General features: G+C 27.6%; 21 protein-coding genes. 13 read left to right on the forward strand and 8 right to left on the reverse strand.

The features are described from left to right. Nucleotides 1-105 precede the first annotated feature (105 nt). The 4 genes from accD (at nt 106) to C4S77_RS00170 (ending at nt 4,491) form a co-directional block, all read left to right on the forward strand. Nucleotides 106-963 carry an acetyl-CoA carboxylase, carboxyltransferase subunit beta gene (gene accD / locus C4S77_RS00155; protein WP_105245190.1) on the forward strand — a complete coding sequence of 286 codons (858 nt, stop codon included), beginning with the start codon at nt 106-108 and terminating at the stop codon, nt 961-963. A gap of 49 nt (nt 964-1,012) precedes the next feature. Then, a complete protein-coding gene (locus C4S77_RS13105) occupies nt 1,013-2,434 on the forward strand; it encodes a nucleoside recognition domain-containing protein (protein ID WP_221405042.1) in 1,422 nt (473 codons plus the stop codon). A 92-nt stretch (nt 2,435-2,526) separates the two neighbouring features. Beyond that, entirely contained in the window at nt 2,527-3,768 is a 1,242-nt protein-coding gene (locus C4S77_RS00165) for a dicarboxylate/amino acid:cation symporter (RefSeq protein ID WP_105245192.1), read from the forward strand. 45 nt (nt 3,769-3,813) lie between these two features. Continuing rightward, entirely contained in the window at nt 3,814-4,491 is a 678-nt protein-coding gene (locus tag C4S77_RS00170; RefSeq protein ID WP_105245194.1) for a DedA family protein, read from the forward strand. 230 nt (nt 4,492-4,721) lie between these two features. On the opposite strand, the gene C4S77_RS00175 is transcribed toward C4S77_RS00170, so the two are convergent. Then, nucleotides 4,722-5,312: an RNA polymerase sigma factor gene (locus C4S77_RS00175; protein WP_105245196.1), complete on the reverse strand. Its 591-nt coding sequence runs from the start codon at nt 5,310-5,312 to the stop codon at nt 4,722-4,724. 311 nt (nt 5,313-5,623) lie between these two features. Here C4S77_RS00175 and C4S77_RS00180 point away from each other — a divergent pair, with 311 nt between their 5' ends. Together C4S77_RS00180 and C4S77_RS00185 are read left to right on the forward strand one after the other, a co-directional pair. After that, nucleotides 5,624-6,004 (forward strand): START-like domain-containing protein, encoded by a 381-nt coding sequence (locus C4S77_RS00180; RefSeq protein WP_105193763.1) that lies wholly within the window; start codon nt 5,624-5,626, stop codon nt 6,002-6,004. Nucleotides 6,005-6,052: 48 nt separating this feature from the next. Further along, nucleotides 6,053-6,859, forward strand: coding sequence for an aminotransferase class IV (locus C4S77_RS00185; protein ID WP_105245198.1), 807 nt, complete (start codon nt 6,053-6,055; stop codon nt 6,857-6,859). A 269-nt stretch (nt 6,860-7,128) separates the two neighbouring features. Here the strand turns inward: C4S77_RS00185 and C4S77_RS00190 are convergent, their stop codons facing one another. From C4S77_RS00190 to C4S77_RS00205, 4 genes are read right to left on the reverse strand one after another with little or no spacing between them, the layout of a single operon-like run. Then, nucleotides 7,129-7,827, reverse strand: a complete 699-nt coding sequence (locus tag C4S77_RS00190; protein WP_105245200.1) for an SAM-dependent methyltransferase — start codon at nt 7,825-7,827, stop codon at nt 7,129-7,131. Then, nucleotides 7,828-9,501: a gliding motility-associated ABC transporter substrate-binding protein GldG gene (gldG, locus tag C4S77_RS00195; RefSeq protein ID WP_105245202.1), complete on the reverse strand. Its 1,674-nt coding sequence runs from the start codon at nt 9,499-9,501 to the stop codon at nt 7,828-7,830. Continuing rightward, nucleotides 9,501-10,229 carry an ABC transporter permease subunit gene (locus tag C4S77_RS00200; RefSeq protein WP_105193767.1) on the reverse strand — a complete coding sequence of 243 codons (729 nt, stop codon included), beginning with the start codon at nt 10,227-10,229 and terminating at the stop codon, nt 9,501-9,503. Before C4S77_RS00200 ends, gldG begins: the two co-directional genes overlap by 1 nt. 2 nt (nt 10,230-10,231) lie before the next feature. Further along, nucleotides 10,232-10,792: a CopD family protein gene (locus tag C4S77_RS00205; RefSeq protein ID WP_395855911.1), complete on the reverse strand. Its 561-nt coding sequence runs from the start codon at nt 10,790-10,792 to the stop codon at nt 10,232-10,234. A gap of 459 nt (nt 10,793-11,251) precedes the next feature. On the opposite strand from C4S77_RS00205, the gene C4S77_RS00210 reads away from it, so the two are divergent. The 5 genes from C4S77_RS00210 (at nt 11,252) to C4S77_RS00230 (ending at nt 15,830) form a co-directional block, all read left to right on the forward strand. Further along, nucleotides 11,252-12,553 (forward strand): hypothetical protein, encoded by a 1,302-nt coding sequence (locus tag C4S77_RS00210; RefSeq protein ID WP_105245204.1) that lies wholly within the window; start codon nt 11,252-11,254, stop codon nt 12,551-12,553. Nucleotides 12,554-12,984: 431 nt separating this feature from the next. Then, complete coding sequence (locus tag C4S77_RS00215) at nt 12,985-13,527, forward strand: YagU family protein (RefSeq protein WP_105193771.1); 543 nt, start codon at nt 12,985-12,987, stop codon at nt 13,525-13,527. Between the two features lie 135 nt (nt 13,528-13,662). Then, nucleotides 13,663-15,027: a histidine--tRNA ligase gene (gene hisS, locus C4S77_RS00220; RefSeq protein ID WP_105245206.1), complete on the forward strand. Its 1,365-nt coding sequence runs from the start codon at nt 13,663-13,665 to the stop codon at nt 15,025-15,027. Between the two features lie 112 nt (nt 15,028-15,139). Continuing rightward, entirely contained in the window at nt 15,140-15,574 is a 435-nt protein-coding gene (locus C4S77_RS00225) for a hypothetical protein (RefSeq protein ID WP_105245208.1), read from the forward strand. Between the two features lie 37 nt (nt 15,575-15,611). After that, a complete protein-coding gene (locus C4S77_RS00230) occupies nt 15,612-15,830 on the forward strand; it encodes a hypothetical protein (RefSeq protein WP_105245210.1) in 219 nt (72 codons plus the stop codon). Nucleotides 15,831-16,165: 335 nt separating this feature from the next. On the opposite strand, the gene lpdA is transcribed toward C4S77_RS00230, so the two are convergent. Beyond that, complete coding sequence (gene lpdA, locus C4S77_RS00240) at nt 16,166-17,569, reverse strand: dihydrolipoyl dehydrogenase (RefSeq protein ID WP_105245214.1); 1,404 nt, start codon at nt 17,567-17,569, stop codon at nt 16,166-16,168. 100 nt (nt 17,570-17,669) lie between these two features. On the opposite strand from lpdA, the gene C4S77_RS00245 reads away from it, so the two are divergent. Beyond that, on the forward strand, nt 17,670-19,325 hold the full coding sequence (locus C4S77_RS00245; RefSeq protein WP_105245216.1) for an LIC_10190 family membrane protein: 1,656 nt from the start codon (nt 17,670-17,672) through the stop codon (nt 19,323-19,325). On the opposite strand, the gene C4S77_RS00250 is transcribed toward C4S77_RS00245, so the two are convergent. After that, nucleotides 19,312-19,884: a YcxB family protein gene (locus C4S77_RS00250; protein WP_105245218.1), complete on the reverse strand. Its 573-nt coding sequence runs from the start codon at nt 19,882-19,884 to the stop codon at nt 19,312-19,314. The two genes, C4S77_RS00245 and C4S77_RS00250, sit on opposite strands and share 14 nt — an antisense overlap. Nucleotides 19,885-20,162: 278 nt before the next feature. Next, complete coding sequence (locus C4S77_RS00255) at nt 20,163-21,701, reverse strand: glycine--tRNA ligase (RefSeq protein WP_105245220.1); 1,539 nt, start codon at nt 21,699-21,701, stop codon at nt 20,163-20,165. Between the two features lie 234 nt (nt 21,702-21,935). Between C4S77_RS00255 and rpsU the strand changes: the two genes are divergently transcribed. Beyond that, a complete protein-coding gene (gene rpsU / locus C4S77_RS00260) occupies nt 21,936-22,130 on the forward strand; it encodes a 30S ribosomal protein S21 (protein ID WP_105193779.1) in 195 nt (64 codons plus the stop codon). Nucleotides 22,131-22,132: the final 2 nt, after the last annotated feature.

Here is a 22,132-nt window from a genome sequence, read left to right on the forward strand (position 1 = left end):
AAAAAATTATTTAATTATTATTTATTTCAAATTCACCCGCTAAAATATTGAAACTTCAATAATTATTTTTTTTCTATATTTACAGCCAAAATAAAAAAGCAACTTATGGGATGGTTTACTAGAAGTAAAAAAAATATTAATACTGACTATAGTGAAAAAATGGATGTTCCTAAAGGATTGTGGTATAAAACTCCTACAGGAAAAATTATAGAAACAGACCAATTAAAAGCTAATTATTATGTTAGTCCCGAAGATGGTTTTCATGTAAGAATTGGAAGTAAACAATATTACGAAATTTTATTTGATAACGGTAAATTCACTGAACTAGACGAAAAAGTTAGTAGTAAAGATCCTTTAAACTTTGCTGATACTAAACCTTATAAAACTAGAATAAAAGAAGCTAAAGCTAAAACAGGGCTAACTGATGCTATTAGAAATGCTGTTGGTAAAGTAAATGGTAAAACTATATATATTTCCTGTATGGATTTTAGTTTTATTGGAGGATCTATTGGATCTGTGGTAGGAGAAAAAATACGACGGGCCATAGATTATTGTTTAAAATATAAGCTTCCTTATGTAATTATTTGTCAATCTGGAGGTGCTAGAATGCAAGAAGCAGGAATATCACTTATGCAACTTGCTAAAATTGAGTCAAAACTAGCTCAATTAGGAGAAGCTGGGTTACCTTATATTTCTATATTAACTGATCCTTCATTTGGAGGAATAACAGCTTCTTTTGGCTCTACGGGTGATATTATTATTGCAGAACCTGGAGCATTAGTAGGCTTTGCTGGACCCCGTGTTATTAAAGAAACTATAGGAAAAGAACTCCCCGAAGGATTCCAATCTGCAGAGTTTCTATTAGAAAAAGGGTTTATTGACCTTATTGTAAACCGTAAAAACTTAAAAAACACATTGTCTGAAATCGTAGACTTATTGATCTATAAAAAAGCTAATAAATAATCTTTAATTTTGTGCTTTTTCATAATTCATAAACCTAGTTAATTTTTAAATGACTCTTAATTATATATGGATCGCCTTTATAATCTTATCTTTCTTGGTAGGACTATTAAAACTTATATTTTTAGGAGATACTACTGTATTTAAACATATGGTAGACGGACTTTTTGATACTACGAAAGTAGCCGTAATGGAAATTGCTTTACCTTTAGCCGGTATGATGACTTTTTGGTTAGGAATAATGAAAATAGGTGAAAATGCAGGAGCTATAAGGTTTTTATCCCGAATAGTCGGACCTTTTTTCAGTAAATTATTTCCATCTGTTCCCAAAGACCACCCGGCAATTGGCAATATGATGATGAATTTTAGTGCAAATTTATTAGGCTTGGATAATGCCGCTACTCCTTTAGGACTAAAGGCTATGGATAGTCTTCAATCTCTAAATACAAAAAAAAATACAGCTACCGATGCTCAGATTATGTTTTTAGTCCTTCATACTTCCGGACTTACCCTTATCCCTGCATCCATTATGCTCTATCGATATTTAAATGGTGCACAAGATCCTACTGATATCTTTATACCTTGTATTGTAGGTACTTTTTGCACCACATTATTTGGGATTATAATTGTAGGGATTCGTCAAAAATTAAAACTTTTTAGTCCCAGTATTTTGCTAGGATTAGGCATAGCCATCCTATTTATTTTTGGACTATCTTTTTACATTAAAAATTCTGCAAATTCGCATACTGAATTTGCTAAAGATTATATAAACACTCATATTACTCCAAAGACTAAAAAACCAGATAATATCAAGGTTGATGATTTTATAAAACTATATCCTATTTCTTTTCAAAAAGAACTAAAGATAGACGAATCTTCTTTAACCCCTAGTATTATCTCTAAGGCTAATCAAGAATTTATTAATTTTGAACGTGGAACCACTTCCCGTGTAATGAGTAATGTTTTATTATTACTTATCCCAACTGTATTTATATCGGGAGCATTCATAAAAAAAATTAATGTATTTGACAGTTTTATTGACGGTGCCAAGGAAGGTTTTGGAGTTGCTGTAAAAATTATTCCCTATTTAGTAGCTATGCTTGCCGCAATTAGTTTATTAAGAAATAGTGGGATTATGGATTATATTCTTACAGGAATTTCTTCTATATTTAAGTTAACGCAAATTAATACTGATTTTATTCCTGCACTACCTACTGCCTTAATGAAGCCTTTAAGCGGAAGCGGAAGTCGAGCATTAATGATTGAAACGATGCAAACTTACGGAGCAGATTCTTTTGCAGGAAGGTTATCTTGTGTTTTTCAAGGAAGCGCAGATACAACTTTTTATATTATCGCTTTATACTTTGGTAGTATAGGTATCAAAAGAATTAGATATTCTATTACTGCCGGCTTGCTTACAGAATTAATGGGAGTTATAGCTGCCATTTTTATTGCTTATTATTTCTTCGGATAATATTATAGCAATTTTTCATTAAAATAACATTAAACATCTTTTAACCAAAATATATTTGTATTTTTGATATATTTAAAATAAAATATTTGTATATGAAGAAAATTAATAATTTACTTTTTACATTAATTATTATCGCACTAATTTTAGGAGTAATTTTAGGATATTTTATCCATATAACTTGCCCTGAAATAACTATTAATAAATTTTCTTCAAATATAAAAATCTTAAGCTCTATCTTTATACGACTAATTCAAATGGTAGTAGCTCCTTTAGTATTTTCTACTTTAGTCGTAGGAATTGCTAAAATGGGAGATTTGAAAATGGTAGGAAGAGTTGGAGGTAAAGCTATGTTGTGGTTTATATCTGCTTCTTTAGTATCTTTATTTATTGGATTATTTTTTGTTAACTATTTTGCTCCCGGAAAAGATATAGGAAATATGGGACAAATCAATAAAGAAGCTGCTAATGAACTAATTACAAATTCCCAAAGCTTAACCTTAGAAACCTTCATCAATCATATGATTCCTAAAAGTGCCATAGAGGCAATGGCTCATAATGAGATTTTACAAATTGTTATTTTTTCTATTTTTTTCGGTATAGCTCTAAGTGCTTATGGAAAAAAAGGGGAATCTCTTACTAAACTTCTAGATACAGTTTCTCACGTTATATTAAAAATTGTAACTTATGTGATGTGGACAGCACCTATAGGAGTATTAGGGGCAATCGCCAGTATTGTTGCTGAAAAAGGGCTCTCTATTTTTATTACTTATGTACGCTATCTTTTTGCTTTCGGTATAGCAATATTAATCCTTTGGTTTGTTCTTTTACTGGTTGGTTATTTTGTATTAGGAAAACGTTTGTTTAAATTACTTAAACAAATAAAATCGCCTTTGTTAATTGCTTTTTCTACCTCCAGCAGTGAAGCTGTATTTCCTAAATTGGTAGAAGAATTAGAAAATTTTGGATGCAATGAGAAAATTGTTTCTTTTATTCTCCCTTTAGGTTACTCTTTTAACTTAGATGGAAGTATGATGTATATGACCTTTGCCAGTATTTTTATTGCCCAATATTATGGAATCCATTTAGATATTCCAACACAATTGACTATGTTATTAGTTTTAATGCTTACCAGCAAAGGCATGGCTGGAATACCGAGAGCTTCTCTTATAGTAGTTGTAGCTGTTTGTTCCATGTTTGGTATTCCTCCTGAAGGAATTGCTTTGATACTTCCTATTGATCATTTTTGTGATATGGTTAGGAGTATAACCAATGTATTAGGCAATGCTTTAGCTGCTACTTCCGTAAGTAAATGGGAAAAAAGTTTAGATAGTTAATTAAATCTTTAATATCTTTGCACAAACCTTTTTAAATGAGTATAAATGCATGATTTTAGCTGGGGGCAATTAGTTAATCCGGAATTCTATATCAAGCTTGGTGGTATTTATTTAGTTTTATTTATCATATTTGCAGAAACAGGCTTATTTGCTGGTTTTTTTCTTCCCGGAGACAGTTTGTTATTCCTTTCCGGGATTTATAGTAAGGAATTAATTCAAGAAATAGTATTCATAAAGTCGGATTTTTTGAATGTTCTTTTACTTTCTTCCTTAGTTTCAATTGTCGGAATAATTGGAAATGAAGTAGGTTATTGGTTTGGGAAAAAAAGTGGACCTTATTTATACAACAGGAAAGATACTATTATCTTTAAAAAACGTTATTTATTTCAAGCTAAAGATTTTTATGATAAACATGGCGGAGGAGCCATTATTTTAGCCAGATTTTTACCCATATTAAGAACATTTGCTCCTATTATTGCCGGGATTGTTCAAATGAATAAAGGAAAATATTTCTTATATAATATAATTGGCTCAATTGCTTGGTCTTTTTTATTAATATTTTCCGGACATTATTTGTATAAAATCTTTTTAAATAACCTTGATTTTGATTTAAAAAAACATATTGAAATTATTGTCTTAATAATGGTTTTAGTAACTACAGGACCTGTATTATTCAAATTGTTTTTTAAAAAGAAAGAAGGTGAGGATGATAACTCTATATAAGGTAAAAAATATATTTATATTTAATTACAGCACACAAGTATCCTATTCATTGATTTTACCTTTATAATTCTTAAACTTTTAGAAAAATTTAATACAAAATTAACTGTATACTCAGAGGGTCCTACATTTTTATTATTAAAGTCTGTAGATTTGTTTTGCATATAATATGGCTTTATTTTTATTAAAATTTTTAATATAACGCCACTCTGATAAGTTTATTATGTTAATTTTTATAAAAAAACAATATTATTATTCTCTATTAACTTTCTTAAATTTATAATAGCATATCTCATTCTTCCTAAGGCTGTATTTATTCCTACATTCGTTTCCTCCGCAATTTCTTTAAAGCTTAACTCCTTATAAAATCTTAATTCTAAAACTTCTCTTTGATCTTTGGGTAGAGTTGCTATTAGTTTTTTCAGATCTTTATTTATTTGTTCATCAATGATTAAATCTTCTATAGATGACTCAGAAATTTTGACAAAATCAAATATACTATAATCTTCATTGTAGGTATTGGAAGATTCATTAATAACTTTCGTTTTATTGACCATTCTAAAATAATCAATAATCAAATTATGAGATATTCTTAACACCCATGGTAAGAACTTTCCCTCTTCATTATACTTTCCTTCCTTTAAAGTTAATAGAACTTTTATAAAAACATCTTGAAATAAATCCTCTGCTAACTCCTGATTATTTACTTTTCTATTAATATAGTTAAATACTTTTAACTTATGTCTATTAAGTAATATTTCGAGAGCTTCTTCTTTCCCTTCAATATAAGCAATAACTAGTTCACAATCAGTTTTTTTAATCATAGTTCTACAGAATTTAATAATTATAATTTTTTATTTAAATAGAGTAGAATTTTATTCACGAGCTACTTTTTATAGGTTTATGCAAATCTAATGATAAAATTTTTAAACTACATATTTTTTTATATAAAAAAAACTTTTTATAAACTATTTATTTATAATTTTAACAAATAATGCTAATTATTAAAATAATACATGATTTATATTAAATATAAATTATGATTCTTAAAAAAAATAACTTATAAATATTAAATGTATATTTTTAAAATATGTAACAAATTTATATATTGCGCTCTCAAATCATTTTTTTTCATATGAATAAAGTAAAATATCAGTTAGAATTTAGCATGAAGTGTTCAACTTCTCTATTGTTTGAGTATATTGGAACCTCATCGGGAATGAGCGAATGGTTGGCAGATGATGTCATAGAACGTGGTGATGAATTTACATTTTACTGGGGAGACCAACAAGAGTCAGCCAACTTGATAAGATATAAGGAAGAATCTTTTGTAAGATTCAGGTGGGAAGAAGATGAAGGCACTAAATATTTTTGGGAATTAGCTATACATGTTGATGAGGTTACTAATGATGTGGCTTTAATTATTACTGATTTTACTGAAGAAAGTGATTTAGATAGCTCTAAATTGTATTGGACGAATTTGATAGATGACCTTAAAAAAATCATTGGATCTTAAATCATCTCATTACTGATTTTATAATTAATATATTTCTCTAATTTTATTATGAAAGTTATTTTCAATCAAGAAATAATTAAAGAGAAAGACCTTCTTATTGGTTACAACCAAAAAAAATATTTTAGCGGAGATTTTGTCAATGTTTATTGTTGGGTATTTCAGCATAGATTGATATTTTGGGAAGATGTCTATTTTCAGCTTATGGCGAATATGAGAAAAATGCGCATCTCTATCCCTATGTCATATACTCCGCAAATGTTTGAAAATCATATTAAATTATTATGTAAAGAGAATGAAATTTATAAAGGATGTATAAAAATAACTGTTTTTAGAAACTTAAATACTCCTTCTTTTATCATAGAATTTTTACCATATAAAGATTTTTTTATTTCTGCTGATAATAAGATGGAAGTTTATAAAGATATTATCATATCTCCGTCGTTATTATCCGCAATTTCAATTTTTCATCCTATCAACCTTATAGCAGAACAATATGCTATGGAAAACCAATTACAGGAAGTTATTCTGCTCAATGGTGAAAAAAGAATTAGTAGGTCTATTTTCGGCAATATTTTTCTAGTTAATAATAATGTAATTTTATCTAATCCTAATTCTGAAGGAGCTTTTATTTCCTGTCTCAAAAAAAATTTTCTTGTTTTTCTAAGACAGAAAACGGAATTTATTTATAAAGAAGAATGTATATCTCCTTTTCAGACTCAATCTGCTAATGAAATATTTATTTTAAGTGATCAAAAAGGTATTATTCCTATAAATAAAATAAGAAAAACTACATTTAATACTGAGATAACTCATTATTTAGCTAAAAAATTTATTGGATATGCATTAAATGCATAGTTAGAATAAGGATAATAAATGAAAAAAGGTCGCAAAAAGCGACCTCAAACTAAAACCACAAAAAAATGAGAAAGAAAATTACACATAAAGTGTAATCGGCTTATAAAACAAGGAATACTAAATATCCCTTATTCTCATATGCAAATGTATGTACATTTTATATTTTATTAGTCTTTATATAATCAAATTATTTTATAGTGTAAATAGTACATTTATTTTTTTTCTTTTATACAAGACCATTTACAAATTTTAGAGTGTACAATATTTTTTTATTGAATAATAAATATGGTCGGTTTTTTTTGAAAATCGGTTTTTTTATTCTTCCACTCTCCTATTGTGAAAGTTTTAATCGATTCATCCGGAAGTGTAATGTTTGTTGCTATACATAAATGAGTGGAGTTTTTTAGTCCTTTTAATAAATCTTCAAATAGCGATTGATTTCTATAAGGTGTTTCCATAAATATTTGAGCTGTATGGCTAACTCTACAAATATTTTCCAATTGTTGTAGTTTTTTCTTTCTTTGTATTGAATCTATTGGTAAATAGCCATGAAAGGTAAAATTTTGTCCGTTTAATCCACTTGCAATTAATGCTAAAATTATTGAAGAGGGACCATTTATGGGGATAACCCTTATCCCTTTAGTATGACACCAGGAAACTAGTAGACTACCCGGATCTGCTATACAGGGAAGTCCCGCTTCTGAGATTAGTCCTATAGAATGTCCTTCTATTAGAGGCTGTGCTATTTCCGGTATTTGTTGTTCAGAAGTTCTTTTATCTAATATAGAAAATGAAAGTTCTTTCTGTATTACATTAGGACATAAAAATTTAATAAACTTGCGGGCTGATTTTTCATTTTCGGCTACAAAAAATTTCAGTTCTTGTAAAAGATTAATTTCTTGCTCTGAAAATATATTTTTAGGAGACGTTTCTCCTAAATAAGCAGGTAATAAATATAAAGCCACCATTTATTTGCTAAATTTTTTTCTTCTCCATATTATCAATATTGCCCCAAATACTGAAATAAATCCTAAGGGCATAAGCATATTAAACCATTGCCAATAAGATTTATCCATTACGATAGTTTGTTTGTCTAATAATCTCATCTGTACGGTTCTGTTTCTTAATTCCATCAATCCATTGTCATCCATTAAATAATCTAACGCATTTATTAAAAATTCTTCATTCCCATATGTAACCCCTGTGGAATAATCTAATCCTAAAGGAATTGGTTGTCCTTTTATAACCTGATTTCGGGCTACATCTCCATCAGATATTACAAGCATTTTATTGGGTTTTGGATTCTGTGGAATAAAGCCTTTGATTTCTGTAGCTTCTATACGTCCAGAATAAGCAGAATTAAATTTCCCTTCCATTAAAACAGCCATAATTTTAGAACCATTATTATAGTTTTTTAAATTCATTGAGTCTTTATTGGAAATTTTGGCCTCTTCTAAAGATATATAAGATGGAACCCCCTGAACATTGGTATATGGTGATGTTTGATATAATATTGTTTTTTTTATTCCTTCTACATCTAAAATCTCAATAGGTGAAGGAAATTCAAATTTTATAGGGTTAATATTTTTAGTTATAGGATGATTATTCATTGATATTCCTAATGGAAAGTATACCCATGGAACTCTTGCATTTTGAGCATTCCCTTGCACTTCCCCTACTTGTAAATTAATATAGGCAGGATTCTGAACATCTTTTATAACCGAAGGGTTAATACGTATTCCGTAAGAAAATAATAAATCTGTGAGGTTTAAATCATAAGGATAGGCTAATATTTTATTGGATTTTAATAGTGTATCCATTTCGGCATTTACCGCATCAATAGCCCATAATGTTTTTCCTCCATTCATAATATATTGATCTACCGTTATCTTTTCTTCCTCTGTAAATGCTTTCCTGGGCTTTGCTATTATAATAGCATCAAATCTTTTCATATTAGAGAGATCCTGAATTTTTAAAGATTGACTGTCTTTAGGAAGAATAGGACCGAAATTATAATTTTGTATAATCCTGTTAAACAAGCTATACATCTCTAATTTATTTAATTCTTTTTGATTAACAAGAATTCCTACTGATTTTAAATGTTCTCGGGATAATTTATCAATGGCATCGGAAAAACCATATTCTAACCCTTCTATGGATTTCGTCATTTGCTCATCTGCCGATATTCCTCCCTGCTCTACTATTAGAGGTACAGTATGTCCATATCCTTTATATTTTATGGTAGCATAAGGAAATAATATTATTTGTTTGGAGACCCCATCTTTTTCTACTCTTAGCGCTGATGGTTGCATTCCCATTGCCTGAAGTGTATCTTGAGATATTTTGTCTTTAATTGGGTCGACCAGTTTATAAGTAATATTTGAATTAACCCTTTTTAATTCCTCTAGTAAATTAAGTGTTTCATATTGTAATTGTTTGAAGTCTGCCGGAAAATCCCCCTCTAAATATACTTCAATTTCCATGGGTTGGTTTATTCCCTTTACAAGTTTTTTTGTTGTTTCTGTTAAAGTATACCTTTTATCGGAAGTCAAATCAATCCTTCTATTAATAATTCCTAAAATAAGTATGATTGTAAATAAAAGAAAAATTAAAATTCCTATATTTTTTTTTATAAATGTCATTATTTTTTTCTTTTAATAAATTTTATAGAGATTGTAAGAAAAAGGAAAGTAATAAATAAGAAATATCCCAAATCGCGTGTATCTATAATTCCTTTAGTAAAACTAATATAATGTTGATAAAATCCTATTTTTTGTAATATATAATCAAAATTGCCTAATAAATTATATGATGCTAAATTTTCAAAGCCAAAAAAACAGAAAAAGGACAAAAACACACCTAAAATAAATGCTAATACCTGATTTTTTACTAATGAAGAAGCAAAGATACCTACAGAAATAAAAGTCATAGATAAAAAAATCAACCCTATATATCCACTCAAAACCATTCCTAAATCTATATTTCCGGTTGGTAAACTTATCATATAAGTACTGTAGACATAAACTATTGTTCCTAAAAGCGAAAATAATACTAGTGTTAAAATGGCAAAATATTTACCTAAAACCACAGAAAATATTGATATTGGCTGAGAAAAAAGCCATATTAATGTATTATTTTCTTCTTCTTCGGCAATAGATTTCATAGTTAGAGCAGGAATTAGAAATAATAAAACCCATGGGGATAAAACAAAAAAGTTATTTAAATTTGCTAGCCCAATGTTGAATATATTAAAATTATTATCAAAAAACCAAAGAAATAACGTGCATATTATTGTAAAAATAGAAGCAATAATGTACGCTCCCATTGTACCGAAATAGGTACCTATCTCTTTTTTAAATATAGAAAACATTTTTATTTTTTATTTTTCTTTCTGTTTACAAACTTGACAACCATCATAATTACAAATACCAAGACGACAAAACTTATTAATAAACTTAACCACATTCCCATAAAATATTGCTTAAATATCACAATAAATATTACAGCAAAAAGTATAATTGTAGCAACTTCATTCATCATTCTTAAGTGTACAGATGTTGTATGGAATGTTCCTTTTTTTATCCTTTTAATACATCTCCAACTCCAATAATGATAAACTCCAAGACAAGAGACAAATACTAATTTAATATGGAACCAAGGTTCTCTAAGTATATAAAAAGATATATCTCCTTTAGTATTAATCATCATAAAAATTCCCGTAATTAACATGATAATACCTGCAGGCACAGTTATGATATCCCACAAACGAGAAATCATATATATATATTGTTTCCTTAATATTTCTCTTTCCGGCTCAGGTTTATCTTTTGCATCTATATAATATACATAAAGCCTAATTAGGTAAAATATGCCAGCAAAATAACTAACCATAAATATAATATGGATTGCCTTAAGGGCATAATAACTGGGAATATCTGGAATATGCATAAATTGATTTTATTTTCATTGCGAATTTAGCAATTTTCGATTATTTTAAAATTATATTGGGATATGTATATCTAAATAATGTAAAACAATACTACACAATATAGGCATACATCCAATTCATCAAGTATAAATCAAAATAATAAAAAATATAAACAAATAAAAATTTTGCCTATATTTACCCATATTTTATATAAAAAAAATTAACAAAACATTAATTAACTATTAACTAAAATTAATTCTATGAAAAAAATGCTATGCTTTTTTAATTATTCAGACTATATTTAGCAACCTTTAACTAGTTTTAAGTTTGTTTTTTAACATTTTCATTTACATTTCATCTCTCCAAATGTAATTTAATAGATTAAAATAAAATACATGACTATATACAAATTAATGTCATAATAATTCAATATATAATTATATATTTATACATAATTTTCAAATATGAAATTTAAATCAATAGTTTTTATATGTTATATTCTTTCTATTTTTATACAATGTATAATTGTGTTAGTTTCTGATGCATCTCAGGTTGATGATTCAGAAAATTACTTACGTTTAGCTTATCGAATAATAAATTCCGGAGAATGGTATCCTTCTCTTATAGACAATTATCCCGACTATAAATTAGACTATTCTTTTTTTATACACTCACCCGGATATGTAAATTATTTAGCTTTTTTATTAATTATTGTAAAACATGTCAAAGGTATACTATTAATTAATGTTGCTATAAATGCCATTTTAGGTTATGAATTATTTTATATAGGAAAAAAATATTTTAATGAAAAAACAGGTTACATTGTTTTATTACTTTTTTCAATTTATCCTACAAACTATGGAATTGTTTGCCTCACAGGAAATGAATTGGTATATACTATGTTGGCTTTTACCTTAATTATTTTATTTACTAAAAATAAAATAATCTACATTATTCTTACAGGAATTTTAATTGGTTTTGCAAATTGGATGAGACCTTTTTTATTTATTTTATTTATTGTACTTTGTTTTTTAACTTTTTATTCTAACGACAATCTAATTAATAAAATTAAAAAATTAACAATTTTAGCATCCTCCATAGTTCTTACCGTTTTTATTATTGGTTTTACTACTTATGAAAGATTTGGAAGTTTTGTTTTCCAATCTACTACAGGAGGTTATAATTTATTAATCGGAGCCAACGATCATGCTGATGGAAGTTTTAGTAAAGAAGTTTTCAAAAAAGGCAATCTAGGATATATTGGCTCAAATACTTCTTTAGATGTCACTGAATTAGATCATATTTGGAAAGAAAGAGCTATTTTCTGGATAAAAAAACATCCTACTCAGTGGATATTATTATTTCCAAAAAAATTTTTTTATTTGTATTGTAGTGATTCACATGCCATGAGCGCATTATCAGGCAATATAAAAGCTCCCGTACAAAGTAGAGATTACACACTAAAAATGATTCACACTTTTCCTAAATACAATAAATTTCAATGGTTGTTATTTTATAATCAATTGTTTTATGTAACTTGTTTATTATTATCTCTTTTTGGATCTTATCTTATCATTAAAGAAAAAAATAAAATAGCACAAGCTCTTTTATTATATTGGATTTTGGGAACAGTTATGAATCTACTCTTATTCGGTGGAAGTAAATTTCATTATCCTTATATGCCTATTATCTTATTGTTTGCTTCTTTTGTTATTAGTAAACGTTATGATAAAAATAAATTCAAATTAAAAAATATAAAACTCTAATAATATATTTAGTATGAAAAATCTTTTATTTTTTTAGTTCTTTTATTTCTAATATCTTTAGGGCTAGAATTAATTGCTAAATTTTCTGTTAATTCTGAATCTGTATCTCCAAAAAAGTAAATTTAAATTTACTAATGTCAGTTCCAGTAACTTTACATCGGTTTTTTGGGTATTCCTAGATGTAATCCCTCTACATTTATTGATAACAACTTCATAGCACTCTTAACTACAGCAGGTTATCATTTTTAATTCAAATATCACATATCAAAAAATACAATTTAATTCAGCAATTGATTGTATAAACCAATATACCGAATTTTTTATTTTGTTTTTAATATAAAAACATTTACCTTCACTATAATAATATTACAAATTTTTTCTCCTGAATTTAAATATTCACCTGTAAATACATAAAACTTAAACATTTTTTCATGACAAATTTTACATTACATCCCAGAAAAAAAGTGGCTATTATTGTAGGAATTATTACAGGAATTATTTCTGCGATTGTTAAATTCGGTTGGGAAATACCTTTCCCCCCTCGTACACCAGAAAGAGACCTAACCAATCCTCCTCAACAGCTCTTGGAACAATTAGGTATGTCTTTTGACCTTTCTCATACAGTTTATTATTTTAATGGAAATCCTCGTCCTATTATGAGCTTTCTAGTTCATTTTTCTTTTTCTATTGTATTTGCTATAATTTATTGTGTGGCAGCTGAATATTATCCTAAAATTAAATTATGGCAAGGAACACTCTACGGATTGATTATTTATATTGCTTTCCATGTGATATTAATGCCAATTTTAGGAACTGTCCCACCACCTTGGGATCAACCTTTTGAAGAACATTTTTCAGAACTTTTCGGACATATGTTCTGGACATGGATTATTGAACTTACTCGTAGAGATTTAAGAAACCGAATTACTAAAGAACCAGATTCCGAAATTCCACTTACATCTCCTTTTAGATAATTAATAAAAAAACAGAACTTTTTTCAATGTTCTGTTTTTTTTATAAAAGCTAATCCAACTACTTATAATGATAAAATTTAATTTTAGAGTATAAAACAATTCTTTACCTTTGTCAAGACCAATTAAGAATAAGCTATGAAACCAGGAATACCTAAAGGTACTAGAGATTTTAACCCTATAGAAATACAAAAAAGGAGATATATTATTTCTAAATTACAAGCTAATTTTGAAAAATTTTGTTTTTCCCCTTTAGAAACTCCTTCTTTCGAAAATTTAGATACCTTAACCGGAAAATATGGAGAGGAAGGCGATCGGCTTATTTTTAAAATTTTGAATAACGGAGATTTCCTCTCTGAAGCCAGAAAAAAAATGCCTGACATTGAACAATGGAATTCTAAAAATATTACTGCTTCTATTTCTGAAAAAGCTTTACGATATGACTTAACTGTTCCCTTTGCCAGATATATAGCCATGAATCAAGGGAATATATCTTTACCTTACAAAAGATACCAAATTCAGCCAGTATGGAGAGCTGATCGCCCTCAAAAAGGCAGGTATAGAGAATTTTACCAGTGCGATGCAGATGTGGTAGGATCTGAAAGTCTTTGGTATGAAGTAAATTTTATATTACTATATGATGCTTCATTCTCTGATTTAAAAATTCCTGTAGAAATTCATCTCAATAACCGTAAATTACTTGCTGCTATTGCTGAATATGCTTCTATTGAAGACCAGTTGATTGATTTTACTGTTGCTCTGGATAAACTAGATAAAATAGGTTTGGATAAAGTGTTGAATGAAATGAAAGAAAAAGGAATAGCACAAACCTCTCTCCAAAAATTAATTCCTATTATCGAATTATCTGGAAGTTTTGAAGATAAAATTACACGATTAAAAGAAATTCTAACGGATATAGAAGTTGGACAGAAAGGTATTGAAGAAATGGAATTTATTTATCATTCAGCAAAACAAATAGGTCTTAAATCTGCCGATTTGATATTTAATTTAACACTGGCTCGTGGATTGGAATACTATACGGGAACTATTTACGAAATCAAAGCTAAAAATATTTCCATAGGTTCTATTGGAGGAGGAGGACGTTATGATAATTTAACTGAAATATTTGGAGTCAAAAATATATCCGGTGTAGGAATTTCATTTGGACTCGATCGTATTTATTTGGTAATGGAGGAGTTGAATCTTTTCCCTGAATCTGCACATAAGAAAAAACAAATTCTGTTTTTTAACTTTGGTGAAAAAGAAAGTCTTCAGGCATTAAAATTAATACAAGAATTAAGAGGTAAAAATATTTCTTGTGATTTATATCCTGAAAAATTGAAACTTCAAAAACAGTTTACATATGCAGAAAAAAATGCAATACCTTTTGTTGCCTTTTATGGAGAAACAGAAATAAACTCTAAAACTCTTTCTTTAAAGAATATTATAACTGGGGAGCAAAAAACTTTACCTATAAGTGAATTAGAAACTTTCTTTTCTTAACCTTTATTTATTGTAATACATAAATTTCTTCTAAATAGAAAATTATAATTATCTTTGGTAAGAATGGTATATTTTTAGATATACTTATAGCAATTAAATAAATTTAATATTTATGAAAAAGCTAATTATACGGTCTTTTGTATTGATAGTTGTTTCTACCAACGCATTTGCTCAAAAAAATCAAAGAGAAATTAATAGAGAATATGGTAGAAAATATGAAGAAATAAATTCAGATTCTTCTTTAACACCTTATGAAAAATCTGAGAAAAAAAGAGAACTTGCAATAAAACAAAAACAAGATAATATAGAATATAACAAAGAAAATTATCATACCCATCATCATAATATTGATTATAAAGATGAAAGAAAAAAAGATATTGAACGAAAAATAGATTTGTTAGAAGATAGATATAAAAGAGATAAGGAGAGAATAGAGAATAATGACAAGCTGAACAAAAGAGAAAAGAATGCTCAAAAAAAAATTCTTGAAAAAGATTATAAAGAAAAAAAAGACCTCTTAAAAAGAGAAAAAGAAAATATAAAATAATAATTATTAGCTACTATTAATATAAGTTCTTTTAATAATGAAAACAATTTTTGATATAGAACTATCTCAGGATGATTTGGATAATGGTAATTATAATTACCAGCCGATACTAACAAAAAAATTAGATTCTTTAAATATAGATTTTGATCAAGATATAATCAACAATATTATACTATGGAAAGTAAATAGATATGCAAAAATAGACAATGAAGCACTCCTACTAATTAACAGAATAATAGAGAAGATAATGAATTAAATATTGAGTTAACAACAAAAATTCTTTTAAAATTACTTGATAAAAAACAAAGAGGAATTCGTTTACCAATGGCTTCAACCATCTTGAGATTTAAAAGCCCTAAAATTTATCAAATTTTAGATCAAAGAGTCTATAGATTCATTTATCCTAAAAAAACTCTAAAATATTCAAGTAATCTAAATGATCAAATTAATCTTTATATTCAATATTTGACAGATTTAAAAACAATTTGCATAGAAAGAAAGATAGATTATAGCATATCTGATAGAATATTATATTCATTCGATAAATTACTTTATAAAATAGAAAGTTTTTATAAATACTTTATTTTACATTTAAAAATGAATTGCTCTTTTACCAGTAGCATCTAAAGCAGCTTCTTTTATAGCTTCTGCATAGGTAGGATGTGCATGACTCATTCTTGTTATGTCTTCAGCGGAAGCTCGATATTCCAATAAGGAAACAGCATTTGCAATTAAATCAGCTGCACGGGCGGCTATTATATGTATCCCTAATACTTCGTCAGTGGCCCCATCGGTCAATATTTTCACAAATCCATCTGTATCGCCACTGGCTCTGGCCCGTCCTAAAGCTCGCATCGGAAATTGTCCGGTTTTATATTTATATCCCTCCTCTATCAATTGTTCCTCAGTCTTTCCCACTCCGGCAACTTCCGGCCAGGTATATACTACGCCAGGGATTAGATTATAATTTATATGCGGTTTTTGTCCTGACAATTGTTCTGCTACCAATACGCCTTCTTCCTCTGCTTTATGTGCCAACATAGGACCACGAATCACATCACCTATTGCATATATATTCAGGATATTGGTTTGTAATTGATCATTTACATTAATATATCCTTTTTCATCAACTTTAATTCCTACATTTTCCAAACCTAAACCTTCAACATAGGGTTTTCTTCCAACTGCTACTAAACAATAATCTCCGTCAAAAATTACTTTTTTCCCATCTTTATCTATTGCCTTTACGGTTACTTTATCGTCTTCACGAATTACTTTTGTTACTTTAGTGGATAAAGAAAATTTCATTCCCAGTTTTTTTAGAACTTTTTGTAATTCTTTAGATAAAGCTCCATCCATAGTAGGAATTAACTTATCTAAATATTCAATAACTGTAACCTCCGCTCCTAATCTTTTATATACTGAACCTAATTCTAAGCCTATAACACCTCCACCTATAACCAACAAATGCTTAGGAATTTCTTTTAAATTTAAGGCTTCAGTAGAAGTAATAATTCGTATTTTATCTATAGGCACGGACGGAAGACTTACAGGCTTGGATCCGGTAGCTATAATAAAATATTTAGACTCTAGTTCCTCTCTATTTCCATCTTCTTTTTTTACGGCTAATCGGGTATTGGAGATAAAAGTTCCAACTCCATGGAAAACAGTAATTTTATTTTTATCCATCAGGAAATTAATTCCTTTAGTCGTTTGGTCTACGATTTCATTTTTTCTTTCTATCATTCTATCTAAATTCACTTTCGGTAAATTAATTTCTATACCCAAACTTTCAAAATTATGTAGTGCAATATGAAAATACTCTGTCGAATCCAACAAGGCTTTTGAAGGAATACACCCTACATTTAAACAAGTTCCTCCTAAGGTAGGATATTTTTCTACTATTGCTGTCTTAAAACCTAATTGTGCACAACGAATTGCTGCCACGTACCCCCCTGGTCCTGAGCCTATAATTATTACATCAAATTTATTCATGTTTTAATTAAAAATATGTTTTACTCAAATATATAAAAAGAGCTAAGGAAAATAAAATAAGTTTTCATTTTTATTTTTACTTTTGTTTTCAATTGTTTTTATGATTTTAGAAGTTTTATCCATAATTATTTTATTTATATCAATCGGAGGATGGGGTATATGGGCTCAATATTTACTGGCTTCAAAAAAACAATCTCCATCTCTCACTTTCTTATTGGGTTTAACTTTTTTAAGTATTGTACTTTGTATTATTTCATTTTTCTACCCTCTAAACAGAAAAATAGAAATTTTATTATTTGCTATCTCAATAATTCCTTATTTCATAAAAAACTTAAAGTATTATAGAATAAAATTTCCTTTAGAAATAATAAAATCTGGATGGTTCTGGCTTTTTTCTTTACTCATATTACTGGTTGGTTCTTATTATCCTTTTAGACCTGATCATTTTGGATATTATATACCTAGTCTAAATTGGCTGAACCAATATGGACTTATCTTAGGAGTTGCCAATATTGACTGGGTTTTAGGCCAAATGTCCTCACTACACATTATTCAAGCAGGTTTTGACGATACTATTGATCCCTTCCAAAGGATTAATCTGCTTATTACAATTCTTTTCATATTTTATATTTTTGAAAGAAAAGTTTATTTTTTATTACTATTTATCCCCTTTTACTTTTTATTTATCCAAACACCTTCACCGGACATTCCAGTAATTTTTTTCTCTTTAATTATTGTTAATGAAGAATGTTTTAACTATAAAAAAGAAAATTTTAAAGTAATATTCATATTATCTGTTTTTATATTTACTATAAAACCTTTTGGTTTCTGGTTACCTTTATGGATATTTTTAATGGGAATACATCAAAATAAAAAAGAATTATTAAATTATAAGAATTACATATTCCCTTTAATTTTAATTCTCACTTTTGTTATCAAAAATATTGTTACTTCCTCTACCATTATATTTCCAGTAACACAAACCCAAATAACTACTTATTGGCTCACAGATCCTAGAATTTTGAAAATTTCAAACCAATATGCAAATTATTATACTTTCAATGGTCACTTTCCTATTGAAAAAATAAATTCTTTTTCTTTTTTTAAAAAATTATATTATTGGCTTAGTATAAGGGAATTACAAACTATTATTAACATTTTTATTTGTATTACACTATTTATATTCGGAATATTTGCTTTTATAAAAAAGAAATTTATTTACATTAGTTTATGGAGTATAATTTTCTTAAAATTATATTTAATTCTGCTATTTTCCGGACAATATCGTTTTATTCTTGACGGAATATATCCTCTAATTTTTATCTTATTCCATTATACAAAAATTAACCAATCAAAGATTCTTGCTCCTGCTTTGACTCTCAATATTTTATTCTTTACAATAATTAGTTATCCTGTTCTTATTCAAAAATTAATTCCAGAATACAAGCTAGCCAATACAATGGTAGGGTTTACAAAGGGTAATTTACTAAAACCCAAAAATTATATATTAAATGATTATAAAAAATTAAAACTAGGAAATCTTATATTATATATTACCAATAATAATTCCATGTATAATTTTGATACCCCTGCTCCTGCATTTGAAAAAGAAAAATTAATACTTTATAAAAATCTAAATATTTTTCCACAAATGAAAGATTCTACTGATATACATAAAGGTTTTTATATGAAAAAGCTCACTAAGCAAGAGAATAATAAACTTACTAAAATTATAGAAAGCTTTAAAAATAATTAACTTTATTCCACTTCCACTTTAATATCTGGATATAAGGAAATGAATTATTTTTAGACAGAAACGATACACAATTTAACAATTCTTCTTTATTTTCTATCTTTAATTTAGGTATTATAATACTTCTCCCACCTTTCAATTTAATAAATACATGCGTTGGAATTTCTTCAATTTTTTCTATTTCCGAAATTTTTATTTTTCCTCTTTCCTTACCATTAAATAAAACTATTTCTTCTTCATCAATTGTTAAAATCATATTATTTAGATTACTCTCTGTAAAATGTTTATATACATAACGTTTAAAATATCGTTTATAAATCCAATTTGCATATATAGGATAAATTAAAAAAAATCCTATCCCAAAAGCAATAAAATAAATACTTAAAAATTTATTTCCTTGTAAATAAAAAACTATGGCTAATATAAAAAAAGCAGTAGTCCACAATATAAGCCCTCTTTTTCTCTGTTTTTTTATGGCTTCGTTCATGGATGCTCCAAAAAGCTGATGAGTTAAATAATCTTCTGCTGTAATTTCATATGTGAATTCAAATTGCTTTTCCATATACTTATTTATATTTTTTGTTATTTTAGATTAAATATCGATTTTTTAACTTTTTCCCATAAAAAAATAAATTATAATATCTACTTTAACATATATGCGTCATATTATTTTTTAAATTTTATAATAGTGTAGTTCCATAATAATTTAAATGTAAAAATAAAATTTTTCATTTTTTAAAAACAACTTTTATAATTTAAAATTCATATACTAAGTCCTTAATATTTATAATAAAAAAACAGGTTTATTAATAAACCTGTTTTTTTATTTTTTTATAGACTTTATAACTTTTTTAAAAGAGAAATAAAATTTACTTTATCATTAATTATTTTGTTAAGTGAATCCACAGAGACTCTTTCTTGTTTCATGGTATCTCTATCTCTAATAGTCACTGTATGATTGCTTAAGGTATCGTGGTCAACAGTTACACAGAATGGTGTTCCTATAGCATCTTGCCTTCTATAACGTTTACCTATAGCATCTTTATCTTCATACATAACATTAAAATCATATTTAAGATCATTAAATATCTTTTCTGCATATTCTGGTAATCCGTCTTTTTTTATAAGAGGAAAAATTGCCACTTTAATAGGGGCTAAAGCAGGAGGCAATGATAAAACGACTCTTGAGGTTCCATCTTCTAATTCTTCATCTTTTAAACAGTTAGATAGTAAGGCTAAAAACATTCTATCTAGCCCTATAGAAGTTTCTACTACATAAGGGACATAACTTTTATTTTGTTCTGGATCAAAATATTGAAGTTTTTTACCGGAATATTTTTCATGAGCAGAAAGATCAAAATTTGTTCTGGAATGTATACCTTCCAATTCCTTAAATCCGAACGGAAATTTAAATTCTATATCTGTTGCTGCATTGGCATAATGCGCTAATTTTTCATGATCATGAAAACGATAATTATCCTTTCCTAAACCTAAAGCCAAATGCCAGTTTAGTCTTTTTTCCTTCCATTCTTCAAAATGAGAAAGCTCTGTTCCGGGAGGTACAAAAAATTGCATTTCCATCTGTTCAAATTCGCGCATTCTAAAAATAAATTGCCGAGCAACAATCTCATTTCTAAAAGCTTTACCTATTTGAGCAATACCAAATGGTAATTTTTTTCTTCCGGTTTTTTGAACGTTTAAATAATTAACAAAAATACCCTGTGCTGTTTCTGGTCTAAGATATAAGTCTGTTGCCGAATCAGTAGTTGATCCTAACTTTGTTCCAAACATAAGATTAAATTGACGGACTTCTGTCCAGTTCTTAGAACCTGTTTCCGGATCAGAAATTCCTAATTCTTCAATCAAGGCTTTAGTATCAGCCAAATTAGTTTCTAAAGATTTTGCAAGTTTTTTCAGTATATCTGCTTTCTTTTTTCTATATTCCAATACTTTAGCATCAGTAGTTTCAAACTTTTCCAAATCAAAAGCCTCACCAAATCTTTTTTTTGCTTTTTCAATTTCTTTTTTAGCCTTATCTTCAAATTTTTCTGCAAAATCTTCTACCAATACATCTGCCCGAAATCTCTTTTTACTATCTTTATTATCTATCAAAGGGTCATTAAAAGCATCTACATGTCCAGAGGCTTTCCAAATGGTTGGATGCATAAATATTGCAGAATCAATTCCTACAATATTTTCATTAAGCTGAACCATAGATTTCCACCAATACTGCTTAATATTATTTTTTAATTCTGCACCGTTTTGCCCATAATCATATATTGCTGATAATCCGTCATATACTTCACTAGAAGGAAATACAAAGCCATACTCTTTAGCATGAGCTACTACTCTTTTCAAAACATCTTCTTGAGATTTCATATATATTTTGTTAGATATTTATTTTTGAAAAGCAAATTTACTATAAAATTTATGATATTCATATACACTTATTTTCTTCATTATCTTTACGAATAAAATTTTATTAAAATTCGTAACTTTTTTAATATTAATAGATAATGACTTTATTTATTAAATAAATTTTGTGATTGTAATTTATATTTATATATTTGCACCCTAAAAATTTACTTTACGAATAAAAAAAGAGATGTTATTATGTTAATTATTCCTGTAAAAGATGGAGAGTCTATTGATAAAGCTCTAAAAAAATATAAAAGAAAATATGACAAGACTGGTGTTGTTAAAGAGCTAAGAAAAAGACAACAATTTACAAAACCATCTGTTATCAAGAGACAAAGCGTTATAAAAGCTGCTTACAAACAAAAATTACAGAGTCAGGAAGAAGCATAAAT

It is taken from the genome of Apibacter adventoris, from assembly GCF_002964975.1.
Taxonomy (GTDB): domain Bacteria; phylum Bacteroidota; class Bacteroidia; order Flavobacteriales; family Weeksellaceae; genus Apibacter; species Apibacter adventoris.